Annotated in this window: 38 protein-coding genes; 33 read left to right on the forward strand and 5 right to left on the reverse strand. The window is 60.0% G+C overall.

Going from position 1 to position 23,082, the window contains the following annotated elements; genetic code table 11:
• Positions 1 to 32 precede the first annotated feature (32 nt).
• The 29 genes from tuf (at position 33) to ACZ9IU_RS08970 (ending at position 17,042) form a co-directional block, all read left to right on the forward strand.
• Positions 33 to 1,208, forward strand: a complete 1,176-nt coding sequence (tuf, locus tag ACZ9IU_RS08830; protein ID WP_038542137.1) for an elongation factor Tu — start codon at positions 33 to 35, stop codon at positions 1,206 to 1,208.
• Between the two features lie 262 nt (positions 1,209 to 1,470).
• Positions 1,471 to 1,779, forward strand: a complete 309-nt coding sequence (gene rpsJ, locus ACZ9IU_RS08835) for a 30S ribosomal protein S10 (protein WP_003547547.1) — start codon at positions 1,471 to 1,473, stop codon at positions 1,777 to 1,779.
• A 37-nt stretch (positions 1,780 to 1,816) separates the two neighbouring features.
• Positions 1,817 to 2,458 (forward strand): 50S ribosomal protein L3, encoded by a 642-nt coding sequence (rplC, locus tag ACZ9IU_RS08840; protein WP_037084734.1) that lies wholly within the window; start codon positions 1,817 to 1,819, stop codon positions 2,456 to 2,458.
• Positions 2,459 to 2,471: 13 nt separating this feature from the next.
• Entirely contained in the window at positions 2,472 to 3,092 is a 621-nt protein-coding gene (rplD, locus tag ACZ9IU_RS08845) for a 50S ribosomal protein L4 (protein WP_037084733.1), read from the forward strand.
• Positions 3,089 to 3,382 carry a 50S ribosomal protein L23 gene (locus tag ACZ9IU_RS08850; protein ID WP_007761057.1) on the forward strand — a complete coding sequence of 98 codons (294 nt, stop codon included), beginning with the start codon at positions 3,089 to 3,091 and terminating at the stop codon, positions 3,380 to 3,382. The genes rplD and ACZ9IU_RS08850 overlap by 4 nt, the downstream gene beginning before the upstream one ends.
• Before the next feature lie 11 nt (positions 3,383 to 3,393).
• On the forward strand, positions 3,394 to 4,230 hold the full coding sequence (gene rplB / locus ACZ9IU_RS08855; protein WP_038542145.1) for a 50S ribosomal protein L2: 837 nt from the start codon (positions 3,394 to 3,396) through the stop codon (positions 4,228 to 4,230).
• A gap of 15 nt (positions 4,231 to 4,245) precedes the next feature.
• Complete coding sequence (gene rpsS / locus ACZ9IU_RS08860) at positions 4,246 to 4,524, forward strand: 30S ribosomal protein S19 (protein WP_007770151.1); 279 nt, start codon at positions 4,246 to 4,248, stop codon at positions 4,522 to 4,524.
• A gap of 2 nt (positions 4,525 to 4,526) precedes the next feature.
• The gene (gene rplV / locus ACZ9IU_RS08865; RefSeq protein WP_007770149.1) at positions 4,527 to 4,916 is read left to right on the forward strand and encodes a 50S ribosomal protein L22; all 390 of its coding nucleotides are present in this window, start codon (positions 4,527 to 4,529) and stop codon (positions 4,914 to 4,916) included.
• Positions 4,916 to 5,656, forward strand: a complete 741-nt coding sequence (gene rpsC, locus ACZ9IU_RS08870; protein ID WP_007770147.1) for a 30S ribosomal protein S3 — start codon at positions 4,916 to 4,918, stop codon at positions 5,654 to 5,656. Before rplV ends, rpsC begins: the two co-directional genes overlap by 1 nt.
• A gap of 38 nt (positions 5,657 to 5,694) precedes the next feature.
• Positions 5,695 to 6,108, forward strand: a complete 414-nt coding sequence (rplP, locus tag ACZ9IU_RS08875; RefSeq protein ID WP_007770145.1) for a 50S ribosomal protein L16 — start codon at positions 5,695 to 5,697, stop codon at positions 6,106 to 6,108.
• A 12-nt stretch (positions 6,109 to 6,120) separates the two neighbouring features.
• The gene (gene rpmC / locus ACZ9IU_RS08880; protein WP_007770142.1) at positions 6,121 to 6,321 is read left to right on the forward strand and encodes a 50S ribosomal protein L29; all 201 of its coding nucleotides are present in this window, start codon (positions 6,121 to 6,123) and stop codon (positions 6,319 to 6,321) included.
• A gap of 11 nt (positions 6,322 to 6,332) precedes the next feature.
• Positions 6,333 to 6,569: a 30S ribosomal protein S17 gene (gene rpsQ / locus ACZ9IU_RS08885; protein WP_037084728.1), complete on the forward strand. Its 237-nt coding sequence runs from the start codon at positions 6,333 to 6,335 to the stop codon at positions 6,567 to 6,569.
• A 234-nt stretch (positions 6,570 to 6,803) separates the two neighbouring features.
• Positions 6,804 to 7,172: a 50S ribosomal protein L14 gene (rplN, locus tag ACZ9IU_RS08890; RefSeq protein ID WP_007770138.1), complete on the forward strand. Its 369-nt coding sequence runs from the start codon at positions 6,804 to 6,806 to the stop codon at positions 7,170 to 7,172.
• Between the two features lie 12 nt (positions 7,173 to 7,184).
• Positions 7,185 to 7,493: a 50S ribosomal protein L24 gene (gene rplX, locus ACZ9IU_RS08895; RefSeq protein ID WP_038542152.1), complete on the forward strand. Its 309-nt coding sequence runs from the start codon at positions 7,185 to 7,187 to the stop codon at positions 7,491 to 7,493.
• Positions 7,486 to 8,043 (forward strand): 50S ribosomal protein L5, encoded by a 558-nt coding sequence (rplE, locus tag ACZ9IU_RS08900; protein ID WP_038542155.1) that lies wholly within the window; start codon positions 7,486 to 7,488, stop codon positions 8,041 to 8,043. The genes rplX and rplE overlap by 8 nt, the downstream gene beginning before the upstream one ends.
• 33 nt (positions 8,044 to 8,076) lie before the next feature.
• Positions 8,077 to 8,382: a 30S ribosomal protein S14 gene (gene rpsN / locus ACZ9IU_RS08905; protein ID WP_007770129.1), complete on the forward strand. Its 306-nt coding sequence runs from the start codon at positions 8,077 to 8,079 to the stop codon at positions 8,380 to 8,382.
• 12 nt (positions 8,383 to 8,394) lie between these two features.
• Entirely contained in the window at positions 8,395 to 8,793 is a 399-nt protein-coding gene (rpsH, locus tag ACZ9IU_RS08910; RefSeq protein ID WP_038542158.1) for a 30S ribosomal protein S8, read from the forward strand.
• A 43-nt stretch (positions 8,794 to 8,836) separates the two neighbouring features.
• A complete protein-coding gene (gene rplF / locus ACZ9IU_RS08915) occupies positions 8,837 to 9,370 on the forward strand; it encodes a 50S ribosomal protein L6 (RefSeq protein ID WP_038542161.1) in 534 nt (177 codons plus the stop codon).
• Between the two features lie 12 nt (positions 9,371 to 9,382).
• Positions 9,383 to 9,745, forward strand: coding sequence for a 50S ribosomal protein L18 (gene rplR, locus ACZ9IU_RS08920; protein ID WP_024164298.1), 363 nt, complete (start codon positions 9,383 to 9,385; stop codon positions 9,743 to 9,745).
• 151 nt (positions 9,746 to 9,896) lie between these two features.
• Entirely contained in the window at positions 9,897 to 10,466 is a 570-nt protein-coding gene (gene rpsE, locus ACZ9IU_RS08925) for a 30S ribosomal protein S5 (RefSeq protein ID WP_038542164.1), read from the forward strand.
• A gap of 11 nt (positions 10,467 to 10,477) precedes the next feature.
• Positions 10,478 to 10,690 (forward strand): 50S ribosomal protein L30, encoded by a 213-nt coding sequence (rpmD, locus tag ACZ9IU_RS08930; RefSeq protein WP_037084714.1) that lies wholly within the window; start codon positions 10,478 to 10,480, stop codon positions 10,688 to 10,690.
• Between the two features lie 16 nt (positions 10,691 to 10,706).
• On the forward strand, positions 10,707 to 11,186 hold the full coding sequence (gene rplO, locus ACZ9IU_RS08935; RefSeq protein WP_038542167.1) for a 50S ribosomal protein L15: 480 nt from the start codon (positions 10,707 to 10,709) through the stop codon (positions 11,184 to 11,186).
• A 240-nt stretch (positions 11,187 to 11,426) separates the two neighbouring features.
• On the forward strand, positions 11,427 to 12,767 hold the full coding sequence (gene secY / locus ACZ9IU_RS08940; protein ID WP_038542171.1) for a preprotein translocase subunit SecY: 1,341 nt from the start codon (positions 11,427 to 11,429) through the stop codon (positions 12,765 to 12,767).
• Entirely contained in the window at positions 12,764 to 13,414 is a 651-nt protein-coding gene (locus ACZ9IU_RS08945; RefSeq protein ID WP_038542174.1) for an adenylate kinase, read from the forward strand. Before secY ends, ACZ9IU_RS08945 begins: the two co-directional genes overlap by 4 nt.
• Before the next feature lie 239 nt (positions 13,415 to 13,653).
• A complete protein-coding gene (rpsM, locus tag ACZ9IU_RS08950) occupies positions 13,654 to 14,022 on the forward strand; it encodes a 30S ribosomal protein S13 (RefSeq protein WP_037084707.1) in 369 nt (122 codons plus the stop codon).
• A gap of 121 nt (positions 14,023 to 14,143) precedes the next feature.
• Complete coding sequence (rpsK, locus tag ACZ9IU_RS08955) at positions 14,144 to 14,533, forward strand: 30S ribosomal protein S11 (RefSeq protein WP_007766864.1); 390 nt, start codon at positions 14,144 to 14,146, stop codon at positions 14,531 to 14,533.
• Between the two features lie 181 nt (positions 14,534 to 14,714).
• Positions 14,715 to 15,725 carry a DNA-directed RNA polymerase subunit alpha gene (locus tag ACZ9IU_RS08960; protein WP_038542179.1) on the forward strand — a complete coding sequence of 337 codons (1,011 nt, stop codon included), beginning with the start codon at positions 14,715 to 14,717 and terminating at the stop codon, positions 15,723 to 15,725.
• A gap of 135 nt (positions 15,726 to 15,860) precedes the next feature.
• The gene (gene rplQ / locus ACZ9IU_RS08965; RefSeq protein ID WP_007766870.1) at positions 15,861 to 16,286 is read left to right on the forward strand and encodes a 50S ribosomal protein L17; all 426 of its coding nucleotides are present in this window, start codon (positions 15,861 to 15,863) and stop codon (positions 16,284 to 16,286) included.
• Between the two features lie 174 nt (positions 16,287 to 16,460).
• The gene (locus ACZ9IU_RS08970; RefSeq protein ID WP_038542183.1) at positions 16,461 to 17,042 is read left to right on the forward strand and encodes a DoxX family protein; all 582 of its coding nucleotides are present in this window, start codon (positions 16,461 to 16,463) and stop codon (positions 17,040 to 17,042) included.
• A gap of 108 nt (positions 17,043 to 17,150) precedes the next feature.
• On the opposite strand, the gene msrQ is transcribed toward ACZ9IU_RS08970, so the two are convergent.
• Positions 17,151 to 17,816: a protein-methionine-sulfoxide reductase heme-binding subunit MsrQ gene (msrQ, locus tag ACZ9IU_RS08975; RefSeq protein ID WP_038542187.1), complete on the reverse strand. Its 666-nt coding sequence runs from the start codon at positions 17,814 to 17,816 to the stop codon at positions 17,151 to 17,153.
• Positions 17,817 to 17,818: 2 nt separating this feature from the next.
• Positions 17,819 to 18,763: a protein-methionine-sulfoxide reductase catalytic subunit MsrP gene (gene msrP, locus ACZ9IU_RS08980; protein ID WP_038549051.1), complete on the reverse strand. Its 945-nt coding sequence runs from the start codon at positions 18,761 to 18,763 to the stop codon at positions 17,819 to 17,821.
• A 209-nt stretch (positions 18,764 to 18,972) separates the two neighbouring features.
• Between msrP and ACZ9IU_RS08985 the strand changes: the two genes are divergently transcribed.
• Positions 18,973 to 19,383: a DUF4112 domain-containing protein gene (locus ACZ9IU_RS08985; protein WP_038542190.1), complete on the forward strand. Its 411-nt coding sequence runs from the start codon at positions 18,973 to 18,975 to the stop codon at positions 19,381 to 19,383.
• A gap of 1 nt (position 19,384) precedes the next feature.
• Here the strand turns inward: ACZ9IU_RS08985 and ACZ9IU_RS08990 are convergent, their stop codons facing one another.
• Positions 19,385 to 19,573 (reverse strand): DUF1902 domain-containing protein, encoded by a 189-nt coding sequence (locus tag ACZ9IU_RS08990; RefSeq protein ID WP_038542193.1) that lies wholly within the window; start codon positions 19,571 to 19,573, stop codon positions 19,385 to 19,387.
• A gap of 218 nt (positions 19,574 to 19,791) precedes the next feature.
• Between ACZ9IU_RS08990 and ilvD the strand changes: the two genes are divergently transcribed.
• The 3 genes from ilvD to ACZ9IU_RS09005 all read left to right on the forward strand — a co-directional run bounded on the left by ilvD (position 19,792) and on the right by ACZ9IU_RS09005 (position 22,260).
• Positions 19,792 to 21,627 (forward strand): dihydroxy-acid dehydratase, encoded by a 1,836-nt coding sequence (gene ilvD, locus ACZ9IU_RS08995; RefSeq protein ID WP_038542196.1) that lies wholly within the window; start codon positions 19,792 to 19,794, stop codon positions 21,625 to 21,627.
• Positions 21,628 to 21,704: 77 nt separating this feature from the next.
• The gene (locus ACZ9IU_RS09000) at positions 21,705 to 21,920 is read left to right on the forward strand and encodes a type II toxin-antitoxin system PrlF family antitoxin (RefSeq protein WP_038542199.1); all 216 of its coding nucleotides are present in this window, start codon (positions 21,705 to 21,707) and stop codon (positions 21,918 to 21,920) included.
• A complete protein-coding gene (locus tag ACZ9IU_RS09005; RefSeq protein WP_038542202.1) occupies positions 21,907 to 22,260 on the forward strand; it encodes a type II toxin-antitoxin system PemK/MazF family toxin in 354 nt (117 codons plus the stop codon). Before ACZ9IU_RS09000 ends, ACZ9IU_RS09005 begins: the two co-directional genes overlap by 14 nt.
• 7 nt (positions 22,261 to 22,267) lie before the next feature.
• On the opposite strand, the gene ACZ9IU_RS09010 is transcribed toward ACZ9IU_RS09005, so the two are convergent.
• Entirely contained in the window at positions 22,268 to 22,630 is a 363-nt protein-coding gene (locus ACZ9IU_RS09010; RefSeq protein WP_038542205.1) for a lysozyme inhibitor LprI family protein, read from the reverse strand.
• Positions 22,631 to 22,667: 37 nt separating this feature from the next.
• Positions 22,668 to 23,048, reverse strand: a complete 381-nt coding sequence (locus tag ACZ9IU_RS09015) for a YkvA family protein (protein ID WP_038542208.1) — start codon at positions 23,046 to 23,048, stop codon at positions 22,668 to 22,670.
• Between the last annotated feature and the right edge of the window lie 34 nt (positions 23,049 to 23,082).

The raw sequence follows: 23,082 nt of genomic DNA on the forward strand, positions 1-23,082 counted from the left end.
CCCTGACGGGGATAAGAACGGAGAAGCCGGAAATGGCAAAGAGCAAGTTTGAGCGCAACAAGCCGCACGTCAACATTGGCACGATCGGTCACGTTGACCATGGCAAGACGTCGCTGACGGCCGCGATCACGAAGTACTTCGGCGAGTACAAGGCCTATGACCAGATCGACGCGGCTCCTGAAGAAAAGGCACGCGGCATCACCATTTCGACGGCGCACGTCGAATATGAGACGCCGGCCCGCCACTATGCGCACGTCGACTGCCCCGGCCACGCCGACTATGTGAAGAACATGATCACTGGTGCGGCGCAAATGGACGGCGCGATCCTGGTTTGCTCGGCTGCCGACGGCCCGATGCCGCAGACCCGCGAGCACATCCTGCTCGCCCGTCAGGTTGGCGTTCCGGCAATCGTGGTGTTCTTGAACAAGGTCGACCAGGTCGACGACGCCGAGCTTCTCGAGCTCGTTGAGCTGGAAGTGCGCGAACTTCTGTCGTCCTACGACTTCCCGGGCGACGACATTCCGATCATCAAGGGTTCGGCACTGGCCGCTCTTGAAGATTCGGACAAGAAGATCGGCGAAGATTCGATCCGCGAGCTGATGGCCGCTGTCGACGCCTACATCCCGACGCCTGAGCGTCCGATCAACCTGCCGTTCCTGCTGCCGATCGAAGACGTGTTCTCGATCTCGGGCCGCGGTACGGTCGTCACCGGCCGCGTCGAGCGTGGTATCGTCAAGGTTGGCGAAGAAGTCGAGATCGTCGGCATCCGCGCCACCACCAAGACGACGGTGACCGGCGTTGAAATGTTCCGCAAGCTGCTCGACCAGGGCCAGGCCGGCGACAACATCGGCGCGCTGATCCGTGGCGTCCAGCGTGACGGCGTCGAGCGTGGCCAGATCCTGTGCAAGCCGGGTTCGGTCAAGCCGCACACGGTGTTCATGGCTGAAGCCTACATCCTGACGAAGGAAGAAGGCGGTCGTCATACGCCGTTCTTCACCAACTACCGTCCGCAGTTCTACTTCCGCACGACGGACGTGACGGGCATCGTCGAACTTCCGGAAGGCACGGAAATGGTCATGCCTGGCGACAACGTGACCGTTAAGGTGACGCTGATCAACCCGATCGCGATGGAAGAAAAGCTGCGCTTCGCAATCCGCGAAGGCGGCCGCACCGTAGGCGCCGGCATCGTCGCTTCGATCGTCGAGTAAGTTTTAACGCAGGCGGCCTTGGCCGCTTGCGTATGACACAAAAATGTAGCAAATGGCGCGCGAGCGTGATTTGCCCTCTGCTTCGGGTTCGAGGCAGGCAATGAACAGACAAGGTGGGCCGAAGGCCCGAAGACTGGAAAGGGACGCCGTATTTCGGTGTCCCCTTCGATCTTTGAAACCGGTGGTCCGCCTTAAGGTAAGAGAACAACCCGTGCCCTATTGGGTTGGCACGTGGATAAACAGACAACAAGGATAACGTCGAATGAACGGCCAAAATATCCGCATTCGCCTGAAGGCGTTCGATCACCGCATTCTCGACGCGTCGACGCGCGAGATCGTGTCGACGGCGAAGCGCACCGGCGCAAGCGTCCGGGGCCCCGTTCCGCTTCCGACCCGCATCGAGAAGTTTACGGTTAACAGGTCCCCCCACATCGACAAGAAGAGCCGCGAGCAGTTCGAGATGCGCACGCATAAGCGCCTTCTCGATATCGTTGACCCGACACCACAGACGGTGGACGCGCTGATGAAGCTCGACCTCGCCGCTGGTGTCGATGTTGAGATCAAGCTCTGAGACTTCTGTCTCGGGCTGAGTGAGAAGGATTGAACCGATGCGTTCAGGTGTAATTGCACAGAAGGTGGGAATGACGCGCGTCTACAACGACGCAGGCGAGCATGTCCCTGTAACCGTATTGCGGTTGGAAAACTGCCAGGTCGTGGCTCAGCGCACCGTAGACAAGAATGGCTACACTGCCGTTCAGCTGGGTGCCGGTACTGCCAAGGTAAAGAACACGACCAAGGCGCTGCGCGGCCATTTCGCCGTTGCCGAAGTCGAGCCGAAGGCGAAGCTCGTCGAGTTTCGCGTTTCCGAAGACAATCTGATCGACGTCGGCACCGAGCTGACGGCAGGTCACTTCACGGCGGGTCAGCTGGTGGACGTCACCGGTACCTCGATCGGTAAGGGTTTCGCCGGCGCCATGAAGCGCCATAACTTCGGTGGTCTCCGCGCCACGCACGGTGTGTCCGTTTCGCACCGTTCGCATGGTTCGACTGGTAACAACCAGGATCCGGGCAAGGTCTGGAAGGGCAAGCGCATGGCTGGTCACATGGGCCAGACGCGTATCACCACCCAGAACCTCGAAGTCGTTTCCACCGACGAGAACCGTGGCCTGATCCTCGTCAAGGGTGCCGTTCCCGGCTCCAAGGGCGCTTGGATCGTCGTTCGCGATGCCGTCAAGTCGGCCGCGAAGTAAGGGAGCCAAGCACATGGAATTTAACGTCAAGACCCTCGAGGGAAAAGACGCCGGCAAGGTAGCCCTGTCGGACGAGATTTTCGGCCTCGATCCCCGCGAAGACATTCTGGCCCGTATGGTTCGTTGGCAGCTCGCCAAGAAGCAGCAGGGCACGCACAAGACCAAGGGTCGTGCTGAAGTCTCCCGCACCGGTGCCAAGATGTACAAGCAGAAGGGTACGGGCCGCGCTCGTCACCATTCGGCTCGCGCTCCGCAGTTCCGCGGCGGCGGCAAGGCTCACGGCCCGGTCGTTCGCAGCCACGAGCATGACCTTCCGAAGAAGGTTCGTGCGCTGGCTCTCCGTCACGCCCTCTCTGCAAAGATGAAGGCTGAAGACATCATCATCGTCGACAACCTGGTTGCCGCCGAAGCAAAGACCAAGGCGCTTGCCGGTTCGTTCGCTTCGCTCGGCCTCACCAACGTGTTGTTCATCGGCGGTGTTGAGCTCGACAGCAACTTCAAGCTCGCAGCCCAGAACATCCCGAACGTCGATGTTCTGCCGGTTCAGGGCATCAATGTTTACGACATCCTGCGTCGCGGCAAGCTGGTGCTTTCCAAGGCCGCGGTGGAAGCTCTAGAGGAGCGTTTCAAGTGACCGACATCCGCCACTATGATGTGATCGTATCTCCCTCGATCACCGAAAAGTCGACGCTGGTATCCGAACAGAACCAGGTCGTCTTCAACGTTGCCAAGACTGCTTCCAAGCCGGAAATCAAGGCTGCCGTAGAGGCGCTTTTCGGTGTGAAGGTCACGGCCGTCAACACGCTTGTCCGTAAGGGCAAGGTGAAGCGGTTCCGCGGCTTCATCGGCAAGCAGAAGGACGTCAAGAAGGCTGTCGTCACCCTGGCCGAAGGTCAGACGATCGACGTCTCCACCGGTCTCTGAGGTATAAGATAATGGCATTGAAAAGCTACAACCCGACGACCCCGAGCCAGCGTCAGCTGGTCATCGTCGACCGGTCCGGCCTCTGGAAGGGTAAGCCCGTCAAGAAGCTCACCGAGGGTCTCTCCAAGAGCGGCGGTCGCAACAACTACGGCCGCATCACCGCCCGCTTCATCGGCGGCGGTCACAAGCGTACCTATCGCCTGGTCGACTTCAAGCGTCGCAAGTTCGACGTCGAAGGCATGGTCGAGCGTCTGGAATACGACCCGAACCGCACGGCCTTCATCGCTCTCGTCACCTATACCGACGGTGAGCAGGCCTACATCCTGGCTCCGCAGCGTCTTGCTGCCGGCGACAAGGTGATCGCGTCCGAAAAGGCCGTCGACGTAAAGCCCGGCAACACCATGCCGCTGCAGTACATCCCGGTCGGCTCGATCGTTCACAACGTCGAGATGAAGCCGGGCAAGGGTGGCCAGATGGCTCGTTCCGCCGGCACCTACGTTCAGCTCGTCGGCCGCGATGCCGGTATGGCGATCCTGCGCCTGAACTCCGGCGAACAGCGCCTCGTACCGGGCTCCTGCCTGGCTTCGATCGGTGCTGTATCCAACCCGGATCACGGCAACATCAACGACGGCAAGGCCGGTCGTACCGTCTGGCGCGGCAAGCGTCCGCATAACCGCGGCGTCGTCATGAACCCGGTCGACCATCCGCACGGCGGTGGTGAAGGCCGCACCTCGGGTGGCCGTCATCCGGTCAGCCCCTGGGGCAAGCCGACCAAGGGCAAGCGCACACGTTCGAACAAGTCCACGGACAAGTTCATCATGCGTTCGCGCCACCAGCGCAAGAAGTAAGAGAGGAAGTCACTAATGGCTCGTTCAGTATGGAAAGGTCCGTTTGTTGACGGCTATCTTCTCAAGAAGGCTGAGAAGGTGCGCGAAGGCGGACGGAGTGAAGTAATCAAGATGTGGACCCGTCGGTCCACCATCCTGCCGCAGTTCGTTGGTTTGACGTTTGGCGTCTACAACGGCAGCAAGCACATTCCGGTCAGCGTCAACGAAGACATGGTCGGACACAAGTTCGGTGAATTCGCTCCCACCCGTACCTATTACGGTCACGGCGCGGACAAGAAGGCGAAGAGGAAGTAATCATGGCGAAGGCTAAGACCGAACGCCGGCTGAAGGATAACGAGGCGCAGGCAGTTGCGCGTACGCTCCGCGTCAGCCCCCAGAAGCTGAACCTCGTTGCCGCCATGATCCGCGGCAAGAAGGTGGAACGCGCGCTTGCAGAACTCGAATTCTCGCGCAAGCGCATCGCCGGCACCGTGAAGAAGACCCTCGAGTCTGCAATCGCCAATGCCGAAAACAACCATGACCTCGACGTCGACGCGTTGATCGTTTCGGAAGCCTATGTAGGCAAGTCGATCGTGATGAAGCGCTTCCACGCTCGTGGCCGCGGCCGTGCATCGCGGATCGAGAAGCCTTTCTCGCATCTGACGATCGTCGTTCGCGAAGTCGAGGAAAAAGGGGAGGCTGCATAATGGGCCAGAAAATTAATCCGATCGGTTTCCGCCTCGGCATTAACCGCACCTGGGACAGCCGTTGGTTCGCCGACAACGCGGAATACGGTCAGCTCCTCCATGAGGACCTGAAGATCCGCGCCTACCTGATGTCGGAACTGAAGCAGGCCGGTATCGCCAAGGTGGTCATCGAGCGTCCGCACAAGAAGTGCCGCGTCACGATCCACTCGGCTCGCCCGGGCCTGATCATCGGCAAGAAGGGCGCTGACATCGAGAAGCTTCGCAAGAAGATCGCGACGATGACCAATTCGGAAACGCATCTCAACATCGTTGAAGTGCGCAAGCCGGAAATCGACTCGACGCTCGTCGCCCAGTCGATCGCCCAGCAGCTCGAGCGTCGCGTGGCCTTCCGCCGTGCGATGAAGCGTGCCGTTCAGTCGGCCATGCGTCTCGGCGCCGAAGGCATCAAGATCACCTGCGCCGGCCGTCTCGGTGGTGCAGAAATCGCCCGTACCGAATGGTACCGCGAAGGTCGCGTTCCGCTTCATACGCTGCGTGCAGACATCGACTACGGTACGGCTGAAGCCGAAACCGCATTCGGTATCTGCGGCATCAAGGTCTGGATCTTCAAGGGCGAAATCCTTGAGCACGATCCGATGGCTTCTGAACGTCGCGCCATGGAAGGCGATGCACAGGGTCCCGCAAGCCGCGAACGCGGCGATCGTGGTGACCGTGGTGATCGCCGCCGCGAAAACGCTTGATCAACGCTGGCGAAAGATAAGCTCGGAGAAGTAAGAAAATGTTGCAGCCAAAGCGTACCAAGTACCGCAAGCAGTTCAAGGGTCGCATCAAGGGTGTGGCCAAGGGCGGCTTCGACCTGGCCTTCGGTGAATTTGGTCTGAAGTCCCAGGAACCCAACCGCGTCAACGCCCGCGAGATCGAAGCGGCCCGCCGCGCGATCACCCGCGCGATGAAGCGCGCCGGCCGTGTCTGGATCCGCGTGTTCCCGGACGTTCCGGTCACCGCAAAGCCGACCGAAGTCCGCATGGGTAAGGGTAAGGGCGGCGTCGAATACTGGGCCTGCAAGGTCAAGCCCGGCCGCATGATGTTCGAGATCGACGGTGTTTCCGAGGAGCTCGCCCGCGAGGCGCTTCGTCTCGGTGCTGCCAAGCTCTCGGTCAAGACGCGCTTCGTACAGCGCATCGCAGAGTAAGGAGCAAGGCACATGAAAGCCGAAGACGTTCGCGGCCTCACGGCCGACCAGCTCAAGGACAAGCTCGCCGACCTGAAGAAGGAGCAGTTCAACCTGCGCTTCCAGAAGGCCACCGGCCAGCTCGAGAAGTCCTCGCGCATCACCGAAGTTCGCAAGGACATCGCCCGCGTGAAAACCATTGCCCGCCAGAAGGCGGCAGAAGCCAAGGCCTAAGGAAAAATAATATGCCGAAACGCATTCTGCAGGGCGTCGTAGTTTCCGACAAGAACGAGAAGACCGTTGTTGTCCGGGTCGAGCGCCGCTTCGCGCATCCGCTGCTTCAGAAGACGGTCCGCCGTTCCAAGAAGTACAAGGCGCATGACGAGAACAACCAGTACAAGGTAGGTGATGTCGTTTCCATCGAGGAATGCGCACCGATCTCCAAGGACAAGACCTGGACGGTCGTTTCCGCCCAGGCTTAATTTGCTTCGGACCTGCGTCTGGGCCTTGCGCCCGGCGTAGAATCCTGTAAGAAGCACCCCACTGGCGCAGGACGCTCGGAAACGAGCGTTCTTTTGCTTTGAGCGCAGGGAAGGTCCTTTTAAGGAAACCACCTTGGCAAGACCCACCCGCGCACAATGAGATTCTGTCCATAAGCCGAAACGGGGCGTCTTTGACGCCCGGTCGTTCCGGTCATTAGAAAAAGGCGACCTGACATGATTCAGATGCAAACAAACCTCGACGTGGCGGATAATTCCGGCGCACGTCGTGTCATGTGCATCAAGGTGCTGGGCGGCTCCAAGCGCAAGTACGCTTCCATCGGCGACATCATTGTCGTTTCGATCAAGGAAGCCATCCCGCGCGGCCGCGTCAAGAAGGGTGACGTGATGAAGGCGGTTGTTGTGCGTACCGCCAAGGACATCCGTCGTCCGGACGGCAGCGTCATCCGCTTCGACAACAACGCAGCGGTCCTCATCGACAACAAGAAAGAGCCGATCGGCACCCGTATCTTCGGACCGGTTCCGCGCGAACTTCGCGCCAAGAACCACATGAAGATCATCTCGCTGGCTCCGGAAGTACTGTAAGGAGCTCATGCGATGAACAAGATCAAGAAGGGCGACAGCGTCGTCGTACTCGCCGGCAAGGACAAGGGCCGTACCGGCGAAGTCCTTCAGGTTATGCCGAAGGAAGACCGCGCCGTCGTGCGTGGCATCAACATGGTGAAGCGCCACCAGCGTCAGTCTCAGACGCAGGAAGCCGGCATCATCAACAAGGAAGCGTCCATTCACCTGTCGAACATCGCGATCGCCGCGAAAGACGGCAAGCCGACCCGCGTTGGCTTCTCCGTCGTCGACGGCAAGAAGGTGCGTGTAGCCAAGCGTACGGGAGATGTGATCGATGGCTGAGGCAAAGTATGAGCCGCGGCTCAAGGCGGAATACAATTCCCGCATCCGCGCCGCGCTGAAGGAGCAGTTCTCCTTCGCAAACGACATGATGATCCCCAAGCTGGACAAGATCGTCATCAACATGGGTGTTGGCGAAGCGACGGCTGACTCGAAGAAGCCTTCCGTGGCTGCTGCCGACCTGGCTGCCATCGCTGGCCAGAAGCCGGTGATCACCAAGGCACGGAATTCCATCGCGGGCTTCAAGGTTCGCGAATTCATGCCGATCGGTGCCAAGGTCACGCTTCGCGGCGCCCGCATGTACGAATTCCTGGACCGTCTGATCAACATCGCGCTCCCGCGCGTTCGCGACTTTCGCGGCCTGAACCCGAAAAGCTTTGACGGCCGTGGCAACTTCGCCATGGGCATCAAGGAACACATTGTGTTCCCAGAGATCAACTACGACAAGGTTGATCAGATGTGGGGCATGGACATCATCGTTTGCACGACGGCTACCAAGGACGACGAAGCACGGGCTCTCTTGAAAGAGTTCAACTTCCCGTTCCGCCAGTAACCGTAACGACGAGCGTTTAGAAGGAACTCCCATATGGCGAAAACCAGCGCAGTTGAAAAGAACAAGCGCCGCCGCAAGACAGTTGCCAACCAGGCCGCCAAGCGTGCGACCCTGAAGGCAACCATCATGAACCAGGAACTTTCGATCGAAGAACGGTTCAAGGCAACTTTGAAGCTCGCTTCTCTGCCGCGCGATGGCTCGAAGACGCGTATCCGCAACCGTTGCGAAGTCACCGGTCGCCCGCGCGCTTTCTATCGCAAGCTCAGGATGTCGCGTATCGCGCTTCGTGAGCTCGGCAATCTCGGCAAGGTGCCGGGCATCGTCAAGTCGAGCTGGTAAGGAGATCGTTAGATGACCATGACTGATCCCTTGGGCGATATGCTCACCCGTATCCGCAACGGCGCAGCCCGCCGCAAGTCGACCGTTTCCACGCCTGCTTCCAAGCTGCGTGCACGCGTTCTCGACGTCCTGCAGGCTGAAGGCTATATCCGCGGTTATTCGGAAATCGACTTCGGTAACGGCAAGGCCGAGATCGAAATCGAACTCAAGTACTACGAAGGCGCGTCGGTGATCCGTGAGATCGGCCGCGTGTCCAAGCCGGGCCGCCGGGTCTATGTCTCGGTAAAGTCCATTCCGCAGGTCGCGAACGGCCTCGGCATCACCATCCTTTCGACTCCGAAGGGCGTGATGGCCGATCACCAGGCTCGCGAACAGAACGTTGGTGGCGAGGTTCTCTGCTCTGTCTTCTAAGGCAGGGTAGGGGAACTCCATAGCGAACAGACAGGATTGAAACATGTCTCGTATCGGTAAAAAGCCCGTTCAGGTTCCTGCAGGGATCACGGCCATTGTTGATGGCCAGAAAGTGACTGCCAAGGGCCCGAAGGGTGAGCTTTTCTTCGTCGCAAACGACGAAATCAAGCTGGAACTCGAAAACAATGCTGTCTCGGTGACCCCGGTCAACGACAGCAAGGATGCTCGTTCGAAGTGGGGCATGTCCCGCACGATGATCGAAAACATCTTCAAGGGTGTGAAGGACGGTTTCGAGCGCAAGCTTGAAATCAACGGCGTCGGTTACCGCGCATCGCTGCAGGGCAAGAACCTGCAGCTGGCACTCGGTTTTTCCCACGACGTGGTCTACCAGACCCCGGAAGGCATCACCATTGCCGTGCCGAAGCCGACGGAAATCGTCGTCACCGGCATCAATAAACAGCAGGTCGGTCAGGTTGCCGCGGAAATCCGCGAATACCGCGGTCCAGAGCCTTACAAGGGCAAAGGCGTCAAGTACGCTGAGGAACGGATCGTCCGCAAGGAAGGCAAGAAGAAGTAAGGACGACGGATCATGGCTACCAGAAAAGAAGCACTCACCAAGCGTGCGAGCCGTGTTCGCCGCCAGATCAAGAAGGTCGCAAATGGCCGTCCGCGTCTGTCGGTTCACCGTTCGTCCAAGAACATCTATGTCCAGGTCATCGATGACGTGGCCGGCCGCACGCTTGCTGCCGCCTCCACCCTCGATGCCGGTCTGCGCACGTCGCTGAAGACCGGTGCTGACGTTGCGGCTGCTGCAGCTGTCGGCAAGCTGGTTGCAGAACGGGCCACCAAGGCCGGCGTGACGGAAGTCGTGTTCGATCGCGGCGCCTTCATCTATCACGGCCGTATCAAGGCCCTGGCCGAAGCTGCCCGCGAAGGCGGCCTGAGCTTCTAAGAATTTTCGCCCGCATCCCTGAAATAGGGGAGGCGGGCGAAATGCGGTTCGCCGCACTCATAAGTCGTTCCATCCTAGTCCTTCGTGGGCAGGGGATGGTTGGCTCCCGGAAATTGCCCATTGCACCCGGAAAAGAAAAAGGAAAAGAACAATGGCACAAGAAAGAAGAGGCCAGCGCGAAGATCGCCAGAGCCGCGAAGAGCGCGATAGCGAGTTCGTCGACAAGCTGGTCGCGATCAACCGCGTCGCCAAGGTCGTCAAGGGCGGCCGTCGTTTTGGTTTTGCAGCCCTCGTCGTCGTCGGCGACCAGAAGGGCCGCGTCGGCTTCGGCCATGGCAAGGCACGCGAAGTGCCGGAAGCCATCCGCAAGGCGACCGAAAGCGCAAAGCGCGATCTGATCTTCGTTCCCCTGCGTGATGGCCGTACGCTGCATCACGATGTCAACGGCCGCCACGGCGCCGGCAAGGTTCTGCTGCGCTCGGCCAAGGCTGGTACCGGCATCATCGCCGGCGGCCCGATGCGCGCCGTATTCGAAACGCTCGGCGTCCATGACGTCGTCGCCAAGTCGACCGGTTCGTCGAACCCGTACAACATGGTTCGCGCAACGTTCGACGCCTTGAAGCATCAGGTGCATCCGAAGGACGTAGCAGCTCAGCGCGGCATCAAGTATGCAACGCTGCAGACTCGCCGCGCCGCTTCCGGCAATGCGCAGGAAGAATAAGGAGAGCGATAATGGCCAAGAAAGCCACTCAGGCAGAAGCCAAGAAGACGGTTACGGTCGAGCAGACCGGTAGCCCCATCCGCCGCCCGGCCGTCCAGCGTCAGACGCTGATCGGTCTCGGCCTCAACAAGATGCACCGGACCCGTACGCTGGAAGATACTCCTTCCGTTCGTGGCATGATCCGGGCTGTCCAGCATCTCGTTCGCGTCGTCGACGAGAAGTGAGACGGAGGAATTGACCATGAAACTGAATGAGATCAAGGACAACGAAGGCTCTTCCAAGGACCGTATCCGCGTAGGTCGCGGTATCGGTTCGGGCAAGGGCAAGACCGGCGGTCGCGGCGTGAAGGGTCAGAAGGCCCGTTCTGGCGTGGCGATCAAGGGCTTCGAAGGCGGCCAGATGCCGATCTATCGTCGCCTGCCGAAGCGCGGCTTCACCAACATCTTCAAGACTGACTACGCCGTCGTTTCGCTCGGCCGTATCCAGACCGCGATTGATGCCAAGAAGCTCGACCCGAAGGCAACGATCGATGCGGCTGCCCTCAAGGCCGCCGGCGTCATCCGTCGCCCCAAGGACGGCGTTCGCCTCCTCGCCGACGGCGAGCTGACGACCAAGGTTTCGATCGAAGTCGCCGGCGCCTCCAAGGCTGCCGTCGAAAAGATCGAGAAGGCCGGCGCTTCGATCAAGCTGCTCGTCGTAGCCGAAGCAGCAGCCGAATAAATCGTTTAGAAATCGCCCGGTTTGTGCTTCACACCGGGCGATTTTATCTCCATATGTGAGCCTCACGATCCCGAAGCGATCCTGTTGGTCGCCTGACCGGGATCATACGGAAAACAGGGTGAGGCATCCGATTGCATTGGCAATCTCGCGCGCCCGGTTTTTGTGAACCTGAATTTTTAGACTGCTTTCCGGACCTGGCATTTCCCCCGCCGCCGGAGAATTGGTCGGGCGGAGAATTGCATGGCTTCTGCAGCGGAACAACTTGCCTCCAATCTGAATTTTGCGACCTTCGCCAAGGCGGAGGATCTCAAGAAGCGGCTTTGGTTCACCCTTGCGGCACTTCTCGTGTATCGCCTCGGCACCCACATCCCGCTTCCGGGCTTGAACCCCGAAGCCTATGCGCAGGCCTTCCGCGGTCAGGCCGGTGGCATCCTCGGACTTTTCAACATGTTTTCGGGCGGTGCAGTGGAGCGCATGGCGATCTTCGCGCTCGGCATTATGCCCTATATTTCCGCATCGATCATCGTGCAGCTGATGACTTCGGTCGTCCCTTCGCTTGAAAACCTCAAGAAGGAAGGCGAAGCCGGCCGCAAGATCATCAACCAGTATACACGCTACGGAACGGTGCTGCTCGGCACGCTGCAGGCCTATGGCATCGCAGCCGGCCTCGAAAGTGGCCAGGGCCTGGTGGTCGATCCGGGCTGGTTCTTCAAGCTTTCGACGGTCGTCACGCTGCTCGGCGGCACCATGTTCCTGATGTGGCTCGGTGAGCAGATTACGTCGCGCGGCATCGGCAACGGCATTTCGCTGATCATTTTCTCCGGCATTGCCGCCGGCCTGCCGACGGCGCTTGCCGGCACGCTGGAACTCGGTCGCACCGGCGCTCTGCCGACCGCACTGATTCTCACCGTGCTGGTCGTCGCCATCGGCGTTATCGCGCTGATCGTCTTCGTCGAACGCGCCCAGCGCCGCCTTTTGATCCAGTATCCGAAGCGCCAGGTCGGCAACCGCATGTTCCAGGGCGATACGTCGCACCTGCCGCTGAAGCTCAACACTTCGGGCGTCATCCCGGCGATCTTCGCCTCGTCGCTGCTGCTTCTGCCGGCGACTGCCGCCGGCTTTGCCGGCAATTCCGGCCTGCCGGGCTGGGCGACGATGATCATCTCGGCGCTCGGCCACGGCCAGCCGCTGTTCATGCTGTTCTACGGCCTGCTGATCGCCTTCTTTGCCTTCTTCTACACGGCGATCGTCTTCAATCCGAAGGACACCGCCGATAATCTGAAAAAGCATGGCGGCTTCATTCCGGGCATCCGTCCTGGCGAGCGCACCGCCGAATACATCGATTACGTGCTGACCCGAATCACGGTCATCGGCGCGGTCTACCTTGTCTTCGTCTGCATCCTGCCTGAATTCCTGGTGGCCCGCACCGGCGTGCCATTAGCCCTTGGTGGGACTTCGCTTTTGATTGTTGTCAGTGTAACCCTCGATACGGTAGCACAGATTCAGGGGCACCTCATTGCGCAGCAGTATGAGGGTCTGATCAAGAAGTCGAAACTGCGCGGAGGAAAGAGGGGACGATGAGATTGATTCTTTTAGGGCCGCCGGGTGCGGGGAAGGGGACCCAGGCCCAGCGGATCGTGGAGAAGCACGGTATCCCGCAGCTCTCCACGGGCGATATGCTGCGTGCGGCGGTGGCCGCCGAGACGGAAGTCGGCAAGCGCGCCAAGGCCGTCATGGACGCCGGCAACCTTGTCTCCGACGAAATCGTCAATGCGATCGTCTCCGAGCGTATAGACCAGCCCGACTGCGCCAATGGCTTCATCCTGGATGGCTTCCCGCGCACGCTTGTGCAGGCGGATGCGACCGAGGCGATGCTGAAGGCCAAGGGTCTCGATCTTTCGGTCGTCATCGAACTGCGTGTCGACGACAAGGAACTCGTGCGTCGTGTTTCCGGTCGTTATTCCTGCGCCCAGTGTGGCACGGTCTACCACGATACGGACAAGAAGCCGTCCCAGGAAGGCGTCTGCGACAAATGCGGTTCGACGCATTTCAAGCGCCGTCCGGACGACAATGCCGAGACCATGACCAAGCGCCTCGAGGTCTACTACAAGGAAACCTCGCCGCTGATCGGTTATTACCATGCCAAGGGCAAGCTCAAGGCTGTCGACGGCATGGCGGACATGGACAAAGTCACGTCCGATATCGAAAATATCCTGGCGGCTCTTTGAGCCGTCATCGATCTGTTAAAGAATCTTGGGCGGAGCGGTTGCATTTCAGCACTGATTCCGTTAAACACCGCGCCAACTCGCGACAGCTTTAGCGATCGGCGCGGATTTCCCGCAAGGACATCCGAGACCGGTCGTTTTGACCTGTTCCGTATGGTGTTTGAACTGGCGGCCATAGATCTGGCTGCTTTCATGGAAGAAGTACCACTTGCCGGATGGCAACTGGAACAAGGAGAATAGGCGTGGCACGTATCGCTGGCGTCAACATCCCGACTGCGAAGCGCGTTGTCATCGCGCTGACCTACATTCACGGGATCGGCCCGAAATTCGCATCGGAAATCATGGAGAAGGTCGGTCTTCCGGCTGAAAAGCGCGTCCATCAGTTGACGGACTCGGAAATCCTTCAGATCCGCGAAACCATCGACCGCGACTATCAGGTCGAGGGTGACCTTCGTCGCGAAACCGCGATGAACATCAAGCGTCTGATGGACCTCGGCTGCTATCGCGGCCTGCGTCATCGCCGTGGCCTTCCGGTCCGCGGTCAGCGCACGCACACCAATGCCCGCACCCGCAAGGGTCCGGCAAAGGCGATCGCTGGTAAGAAGAAGTAATTTTCAAGTGAGCAGTGATTAGTGAGCGGTGATTAGTCCTGCTCACTAGCCACTAACGATTGCTCACCTGGGGTGGAGCCGCTGGAATTACGGCGGTGCAGAGATCAACGAAAGGGATAAAATGGCCAAGGAAGCCACCCGCGTCCGTAGACGCGAGCGTAAAAATATCACGTCGGGCGTTGCCCACGTCAATTCTACCTTCAACAACACGATGATCACCATCACCGACGCGCAGGGCAATGCAATTGCCTGGTCGTCTGCTGGTGCGAAGGGCTTCAAGGGTTCGCGCAAGTCGACCCCGTTCGCAGCTCAGATCGCTGCCGAAGACTGCGCCAAGAAGGCTCAGGAACATGGCATGAAGTCGCTGGAAGTCGAAGTCTGCGGTCCGGGTTCCGGCCGTGAATCGGCTCTACGCGCTCTGCAGGCTGCCGGCTTCATGATCACCTCGATCCGCGACGTGACCCCGATCCCGCACAACGGCTGCCGCCCGCGCAAGAAGCGCCGCGTCTGATCGTCGGAAAGCGAAGGGGCTACCGGCGGGTGGCCTCTGTCTGAACTCGGGAATAGCCGCCTGACCCTCCCTGGAGGTTCGGCGGCTTTACCCATATCGCCGATGGACATCGTTTCGATCGGTGCTCCTCATGCTCGGTTGCCACGATTGGATGGTGGCAACGAACGGAAGGTATTTAGTGATGATCCAGAAGAACTGGCAGGAACTGATCAAGCCGAACAAGGTGGAATTCTCCTCCTCCGGCCGTACCAAGGTAACCCTGGTTGCCGAACCTCTCGAGCGCGGCTTCGGTCTGACGCTCGGCAACGCGCTTCGTCGCGTGCTTCTGTCGTCTCTGCGCGGTGCGGCTGTAACCGCCGTGCAGATCGACGGCGTATTGCATGAGTTCTCCTCCATCCCGGGCGTCCGGGAAGATGTGACGGACATCGTGCTCAACATCAAGGAAATCGCCATCAAGATGGATGGCGACGACGCAAAGCGCATGGTCGTGCGCAAGCAGGGCCCGGGCTCGGTAACCGCCGGCGACATCCAGACGGTTGGCGATATCGAGATCCTCAACCCGCACCATGTCATCTGCACCCTCGACGAGGGCGCCGAGATCCGCATGGAATTCACGGTCAACAACGGCAAGGGCTACGTTCCTGCCGATCGCAACCGTGCCGAAGATGCTCCGATCGGCTTGATCCCGGTCGACAGCCTCTATTCGCCGGTCAAGAAAGTGTCCTACAAGGTGGAAAACACCCGCGAAGGTCAGGTTCTCGACTACGACAAGCTGACCATGACCATCGACACCGATGGCTCGGTCACGGGTGAAGACGCCGTTGCCTTCGCTGCTCGCATCCTTCAGGACCAGCTCTCGGTCTTCGTCAACTTCGACGAACCGCAGAAGGACGTCGAAGAAGAATCGGTTACCGAACTCGCGTTCAACCCGGCGCTTCTCAAGAAGGTGGACGAACTGGAACTTTCGGTCCGTTCGGCCAACTGCCTGAAGAACGACAACATCGTTTATATCGGCGACCTCATCCAGAAGACCGAGGCGGAAATGCTGCGCACTCCGAATTTTGGTCGCAAGTCGCTGAATGAGATCAAGGAAGTTCTGGCATCCATGGGCCTCCATCTGGGTATGGAAGTTCCCGCCTGGCCGCCGGAAAACATCGAAGATCTCGCCAAGCGTTACGAAGACCAGTACTGAAATCAACAAAGGCAGGTTTTGACTGCCTTTCCCCGTCAAACAGCGGGCCTCTGATCGAAAGAGATGAGTGCCCGTATGTGCCAGGAAACGGCAGGCCCGAAAATAGATGGGTACCTGCATTAAAGGAGAATAGCCATGCGCCACGGAGTAGCCGGCCGCAAGCTCAACCGTACCGCCAGCCACCGCAAGGCGATGTTCGCCAACATGGCGGCTTCGCTCATCACTCACGAGCAGATCGTCACGACCCTTCCGAAGGCGAAGGAAATCCGTCCGATCGTCGAAAAGCTCGTCACCCTCGGCAAGCGCGGCGACCTGCACGCTCGTCGTCAGGCGATCTCGCAGATCCAGGACCAGGACGCCGTCAAGAAGCTGTTCGACGCCATCGCTTCGCGTTACGCAACCCGCAACGGCGGTTACCTGCGTATCATGAAGGCCGGCTTCCGCCAGGGCGACAACGCTGCCATGGCCGTCATCGAGTTCGTTGAACGCGATGTCGACGCCAAGGGCGCAGCCGACAAGGCTCGTGTTGCTGCTGAAGCAGACGCTGCCGAAGCCGCATAATTTTCCGCATCGTCGGAATTGAAAAAGCCGGGTGGAGACGCCCGGCTTTTTCGCGTTTCCGGCCAACTATGGTGGCGACCTTGCCGATCGATCGAACGGCTTGACCTGCGTCAAGAGCTTACCCGGCCAAAGCGATAGGGTCTCGGCATTGAGACAAGATCGTGAGGTACGAAAATGGTTGAGCATGTAGTTTTTGAAAATGCGAAAGACGAACTCGTCATTCCCGCTTTGGCCCCTGTCTATGAGAAGCTGGCGCAGCCCATGGCCTGGAGCATATTCCGGCTGGCGGTCGGCGGTATGCTGGTGATCGAGGGGTGGCCGAAGATCATTGCGCCGCTGGCGCAGGTAGGCTTCGTCGAAAATATCGGCATGTATCCGGGCTGGTTCTGGTCGCCCTTCCTGGCCGCCCTGCAATTCTTCGGCGGCATGTTCATCGCAGCCGGCCTGTTCACCCGCCCCATTGCGCTCGCCAACGGCGTGATGCTGGCCATGACCCTCTGGTTCCACGTCACCCATCCCTATGGCGACGCTTTCCTGACCCCGGCCGGCATTGAGGCGCTGAAGGCCGGCGGCCAGCTGTTGTTCACGCCGCAGGCATTGGCGCGGCTGAAGGATGGCGGTCACATCTTCCTGGAACAGGTTCAGAGCAAGGCAGAACTGGCTTCGCTGTTCTGGACAGGCGGCGCCTTCCTTTACGCCGCCTTTGGAGGAGGATACCTGTCGCTCGACAGGCTGCTGTTCCGCAAGCATTTCTGAACGGGCCTCAAACACCTTGAACATGACAGGAGCCGGATCGATGGATCCGGCTCCTAGCGTTGAGGGGGCATCCGTTAAAATGCCGAGGCGCTCGATCCGCCCTTCGCGTCAGCTGTTCTGCCTTGCCCTCTGCGAGGCCACGGGTTTTACCGGTTTGTTATTGGTCCTTTTCCAATTCAGGACCGGCCGTCTGAAGGATCGATAGGCCAGCAGCAGGGCAATCAACCCGATATGGATGAACGGCACCAATGTCACGGATTTGACCGCCAGCGCATAGTGGAGCGCCCCGCCGGCGGCGATCAGGTAGATCAGCTTGTGCAGCTTGTTCCAGCCCTGGGCGAGCTTGCGGATCGACCAGTTGTTGGAGGTGACCGCGAGCGGGATCAGCATCAGCAGGCAGGCAAAGCCGATGGTGATATAGGGCCGTTTGGCGATATCGCCGCCGACTGCGCCTAGATCGAAGCGCAGGTCGAGCGACACGTAGACCGAAAAATGCAGGAGCACGTAATAGAAAGCGATCAGCCCGAGCGCTCGGCGATAACGGATCCAGTTGATGCCGGCGAGATCGCGCAGCGGCGTGATCGCAAGCGTCGCGATGATGAACCGCAGTGCCCAGATGCCGAGCTGATGTTCGAACTCCTTGGTCGGATTGAAGCCGAGGCCACCGGTCAACCCGAGGTAAAAGTACCAGGCAGCCGGAACGAGACCGATGACGTAGAGTGCCCAGACGCTTGCCTTGTGATAGCGGCGGGGCAGGGTAGGAAAGCTCGCCATCCTCAATAATTCGCCTTCAGGTCGAGACCGTCATAGAGGCTCGCCACCTGATCAGCGTAGCCGTTGAAGGGCAGCGTGGGGCGGCGGTTGGCACCGAAGAAGCCGCTTTCGCCGATCCGCTGTTCCGTCGCCTGGCTCCAGCGCGGGTGGTCGACTGCCGGATTGACGTTGGAATAGAAGCCGTATTCGCGGGCGTTGGCATTCTTCCAGGTGGTTTGCGGCTGCTTCTCGACCAGCGAAATCTTGACGATCGACTTGATGCTCTTGAAACCGTATTTCCACGGCACGACGAGCCGGATCGGCGCCCCGTTGGGGTTCGGCAGCGTCTCGCCGTAAAGGCCGACCGCGAGGATAGCCAGCGGGTGGCGCGCCTCGTCGAGCCGCAGGCCTTCGACATAGGGCCAGGGCAGCGCCTGGAAAAAGCCCTTCTGGCCCGGCATTTGCTCCGGCCGCACTACGGTTTCGAATGCGACGTATTTGGCGCTGCCGAGTGGTTCGACCTGGTCGAGAAGGGCAGATAGCGGGAAGCCGATCCACGGGATCACCATTGACCAGCCCTCGACGCAGCGCATCCGGTAGGTGCGGTCCTCGAGGGTCATCTTCATCAGTTCCTCAAGCCCGAATTCCTTCGGCTTGCCGACCATTCCCTCGACCTTCACCGACCAGGGCGTCGGTTTGAAGTCGCCGGAATTGGCGGCCGGATCTTCCTTGTTGACGCCGAACTCATAGAAATTGTTGTAGGTGGTGACCGCCTCCTTCGGCGTCGGCGTCTCGTCCACCTTGTAGGCGCTGGGGTTGGCCGTCAGCGGCGCGGCAAACGCGCTGTCGGCACCCGCAAAGGTTAGCCCGGCGACGGCCGCAGCGCCCATAAAATTCCGGCGCGACATGTAGATATCGCGGGGGGTGATTTCGGAAGCCGGAATATGCGGCGGACGATAGGCGGGCATGTCGAAAATCTCCTCTACGGCAACGAGTGCCTTCTTGCTCCTATACGTAACGCGGAACCGAAAGGTTTCACAGCGGCGGGAAGATTGGTTCGAACCACGTTTGCGTGAAAAACCGGAGGTTTGCGGATGGAAATGCCATGGATGGAACCCCATTTCGGGTTCTTCAGTTCTCATCGCAGGGCCGTTCGCCCGACAAGAGGAGATTGCAGATGACGGCACGCACATGGGATGCCGGAAGCAACGAGACCTTCGCCGACCGCACTGAGAGACTACGGCGCCTGCGCCGCCTTTCGGGCATTGCGCGGCTGATGGATACGGCAATCGGCATTCCCGGCACCCGCATCCGTTTCGGCGCCGATTCGGTCTTCGGCCTCATCCCGCTCGTCGGCGATGCGGGCGGCGCGCTGGTCGGCCTTTACATCGTCAACGAAGCCCGAAAGCTCGGCCTGCCGACCGCAAAGCTTACCCGGATGCTCGGCAACATTGCCGCGGACTCCTTGCTCGGCAGCGTACCGCTGGCGGGCGATGTCTTCGACCTTTTCTTCAAATCGCACCGCCGCAACGTCAAGATGATCCTCGACCACTTCGATATCCATCCGGATGAACTGCGGGTGAAGTGAACTAATGAAGCGGAGATGAGGTGCCGTTGAGCTCAATCAAGTCGGCGAGCGCGGCTTTCACCTTTGGTTCAAGCTCTTCCATGGTTTCGGCTTCAACGGCCAATCCCTCGATATCATTGCTCGTCGCGACCCACACGGAGGCTTCCTCGTCCCAGGTGGCGTGAACGATGATCGACATGATGGAGGTCATTGCTTTCTCCAGGCGGCTTTGAAAACAATATAGAGGTTCGAGGTCGGGAACACAATTTCGGTTTCTGCAGGTCTTCCAACCGTACCGCTTTGGCCTGTCATGATAGTGACACTCCGGGCGCTTTGCGTTAGGAAAGCCGCAAAACCACGGGTTTTTGCGCGCGTCTCCCGAAAGCGGTAGACTGTGCCGGCCCGCAAGAAGAGATCGAGGACAACACCATGCCAGCTTACCGCTCGAGAACCACGACCCATGGCCGCAATATGGCAGGCGCGCGCGGGCTTTGGCGCGCGACGGGCATGAAGGATTCGGACTTCGGCAAGCCGATCATTGCGGTGGTCAACTCCTTCACCCAGTTCGTGCCCGGTCACGTGCACCTGAAGGATTTGGGCCAGCTCGTCGCCCGCGAGATCGAAGCGGCCGGTGGCGTCGCCAAGGAATTCAACACGATCGCCGTCGACGACGGCATCGCCATGGGCCATGACGGCATGCTCTATTCGCTGCCGTCGCGCGAAATCATCGCCGACTCGGTCGAATACATGGTCAACGCCCACTGCGCCGACGCCATGGTCTGCATCTCCAACTGCGACAAGATCACCCCCGGCATGCTGAATGCAGCGATGCGCCTCAACATCCCGGCCGTCTTCGTCTCCGGCGGCCCGATGGAAGCCGGCAAGGTGGTGCTGAAGGGCAAAACCCATTCGCTCGACCTGATCGACGCCATGGTTGCCGCCGCCGACGACAAGATGAGCGACGAGGACGTCAAGGTCATCGAACGTTCGGCCTGTCCGACCTGCGGCTCGTGCTCGGGCATGTTCACCGCCAATTCGATGAACTGCCTGACCGAAGCGCTCGGTCTGTCGCTGCCCGGCAATGGCTCGGTGCTCGCGACCCATGCCGACCGCAAGCGCCTGTTCGTCGAGGCCGGTCATTTGATCGTCGATATCGCCCGCCGTCATTATGAGCAGGACGACTACTCCGTCCTGCCGCGCTCGATTGCCACCAAACAGGCTTTCGAGAACGCCATGACGCTCGACATTGCCATGGGCGGCTCCACCAACACCGTCCTACACATCCTTGCCGCTGCTTACGAAGGCGAGGTCGATTTCAACCTTGACGACATCGACCAGCTCTCGCGCCGCGTGCCGTGCCTCTCCAAGGTCGCGCCGGCCAAGGCCGACGTTCATATGGAAGACGTCCACCGCGCCGGCGGTATCATGTCGATCCTCGGCGAACTGGATAAGGGCGGTCTGCTCAACCGCGAGTGCTACACGGTGCATGCCGAAACGCTCGGCGATGCGATCGACCGCTGGGATATCACCCGCACCAGCAGCGAGACGGTCCGCAACTTCTTCCGCGCAGCACCTGGCGGCATCCCGACCCAGGTCGCTTTCAGCCAGGACGCCCGCTGGGACGAGCTCGACACCGACCGCGAGTCAGGCGTCATCCGCTCCGTCGAACACCCGTTCTCAAAGGACGGCGGGCTGGCGGTTCTCAAGGGCAATATCGCCATCGATGGCTGCATCGTGAAGACGGCTGGCGTCGACGACTCGATCCTGAAGTTCACCGGTCCGGCCCGCGTTTTTGAAAGCCAGGATGCCGCCGTCAAGGCGATCCTCTCCAACGAGATCGTCGCGGGCGACGTCGTGGTCATCATCTACGAAGGCCCGAAGGGCGGTCCGGGCATGCAGGAAATGCTCTATCCGACCAGCTACCTGAAGTCGAAGGGCCTTGGAAAGGCCTGCGCCCTCATCACCGACGGCCGTTTCTCCGGCGGCACCTCCGGCCTGTCGATCGGCCACGCTTCCCCGGAAGCGGCCAATGGCGGCACGATCGGCCTGGTGCGGGAAGGGGACAAGATCGAGATCGACATCCCGAACCGCACGATCAACCTCGCTGTTTCGGACGCCGAACTCGCCGAGCGCCGCAGAGAGCAGGACGCCTTCGGCTGGAAGCCGTCGCAGCCCCGCAAGCGCAACGTCACCACCGCGCTGAAGGCCTACGCTGCGTTTGCTGCGAGTGCTGACAAGGGCGCTGTGCGGATTCTGCCGGAGTAAGACGGGCAGATCTCCTCGGTCTCCAGCTTGTTTTGGTAAGGAAATTCCTTACAATAGGGACTGAAGGAGATGCGCCTATGATTACCAGCCGCCTCACCAGCAAATCGCAAACCACGATTCCGCAGCCCGTTCGCACTGCCCTCAAGTTGAGGGAGGGTGATGAGCTCGTTTACACGTTCGAACCAGATGGCCGTGTGCTCATCGCTCGCGCGTCCCAGCCGGTCGACGATCCGTTTGCCACGTTCGATGAGTGGGATAGCGAAGCCGATCGGAAGGCCTATGCCGATCTTTGAGCGGGGCGATATCGTCCGCGTTCCATTTCCATATACGGATCGGGATACGCGCCAGCGCCGTCCGGCGCTCGTTGTATCGTCCGCCATTGGCGAAGGGGCGGCACTTCTTTGGGTCGTCATGATAACCTCCGCCGAAAATCGCCGGTGGGCTGACGACATTCCCATTCTGGATCATGCAAGCGCAGGGCTTCCCGCCCCATCGGTTGTTCGTCCGGTCAAAATAGCTACCGTTGAGGCCCGCCATGTTGAGGCGATCGGCAAGTTGCCCGATGAGATCAGCCGGTCGGTCATTCGCCGCATCGCGGGAATCCTATCCACGGCGCTGAACGCCGAGATGTAAGACCCGTTCAAAGCGGCCGGTTCAAATTCTTATACGCCTCGTCCAGCTGCTTCAGCCTCTCGGCATAAGCTGACCGGATGCATTCGACATCCTCGCCGCAGGCCTGGCGTTTCTTCAGCCAGGCGCTCTGTTCGTCCTGTAGTTTGCCGCGGTTTCCCATTGCCATCAGGCCGGTGAGGATATCGAAACTCGTCACCATCTTCACGTCGGCGTCGTTGAGCGTGCGCGTGTCGCAGATCACCTTCTCGTCGGCGGCAAGATCGCCGCGCTCGCAGTCGAAGCTCGCTGCCGACGCGGTCCGAGGACTGGCTGCGACCGTCAGGCCGATAAGAAGGCCCATCGAGGCGATGGCGATGGTCAAATGTCTCATGGCTGCACTCCTGATCTCGATGCGCAACGCCTGGAGATCAGCTCAGTTCCCAGAGGCTCCAGAGAGCGAAGACGAGACAGCAGAACCAGATGGAAAGGATGAAGGCGAGGCCGGTGCGGCTCGTGGGTCTTTCGGCCCAACGTTCGGCCTGGCTGCGGAACTCGCTCATCAGCGGCGCGGGCACTAGCTTGATCGCAAGGAGAATGCCGAGCGGCACGATCAGCAGATCGTCCAGATAACCGAGAATGGGGATAAAGTCGGGAATGAGGTCGATCGGCGACAGCGCGTAGGCTGCGACCGCGCCGGCCACCAGCTTGGCGTGCCACGGCACGCGGCGGTCGCGCGAAGCGAGCCATAACGCCAGAATGTCGCGTTTCAGCCGTTTTGCCCACCCTTTCAAACCCGTCAGCCAGCTCATGTTTTTCTCCCGATTTTGACCCTATATAGGGAAA

This window comes from Mesorhizobium sp. USDA 4132 (genome assembly GCF_056279545.1).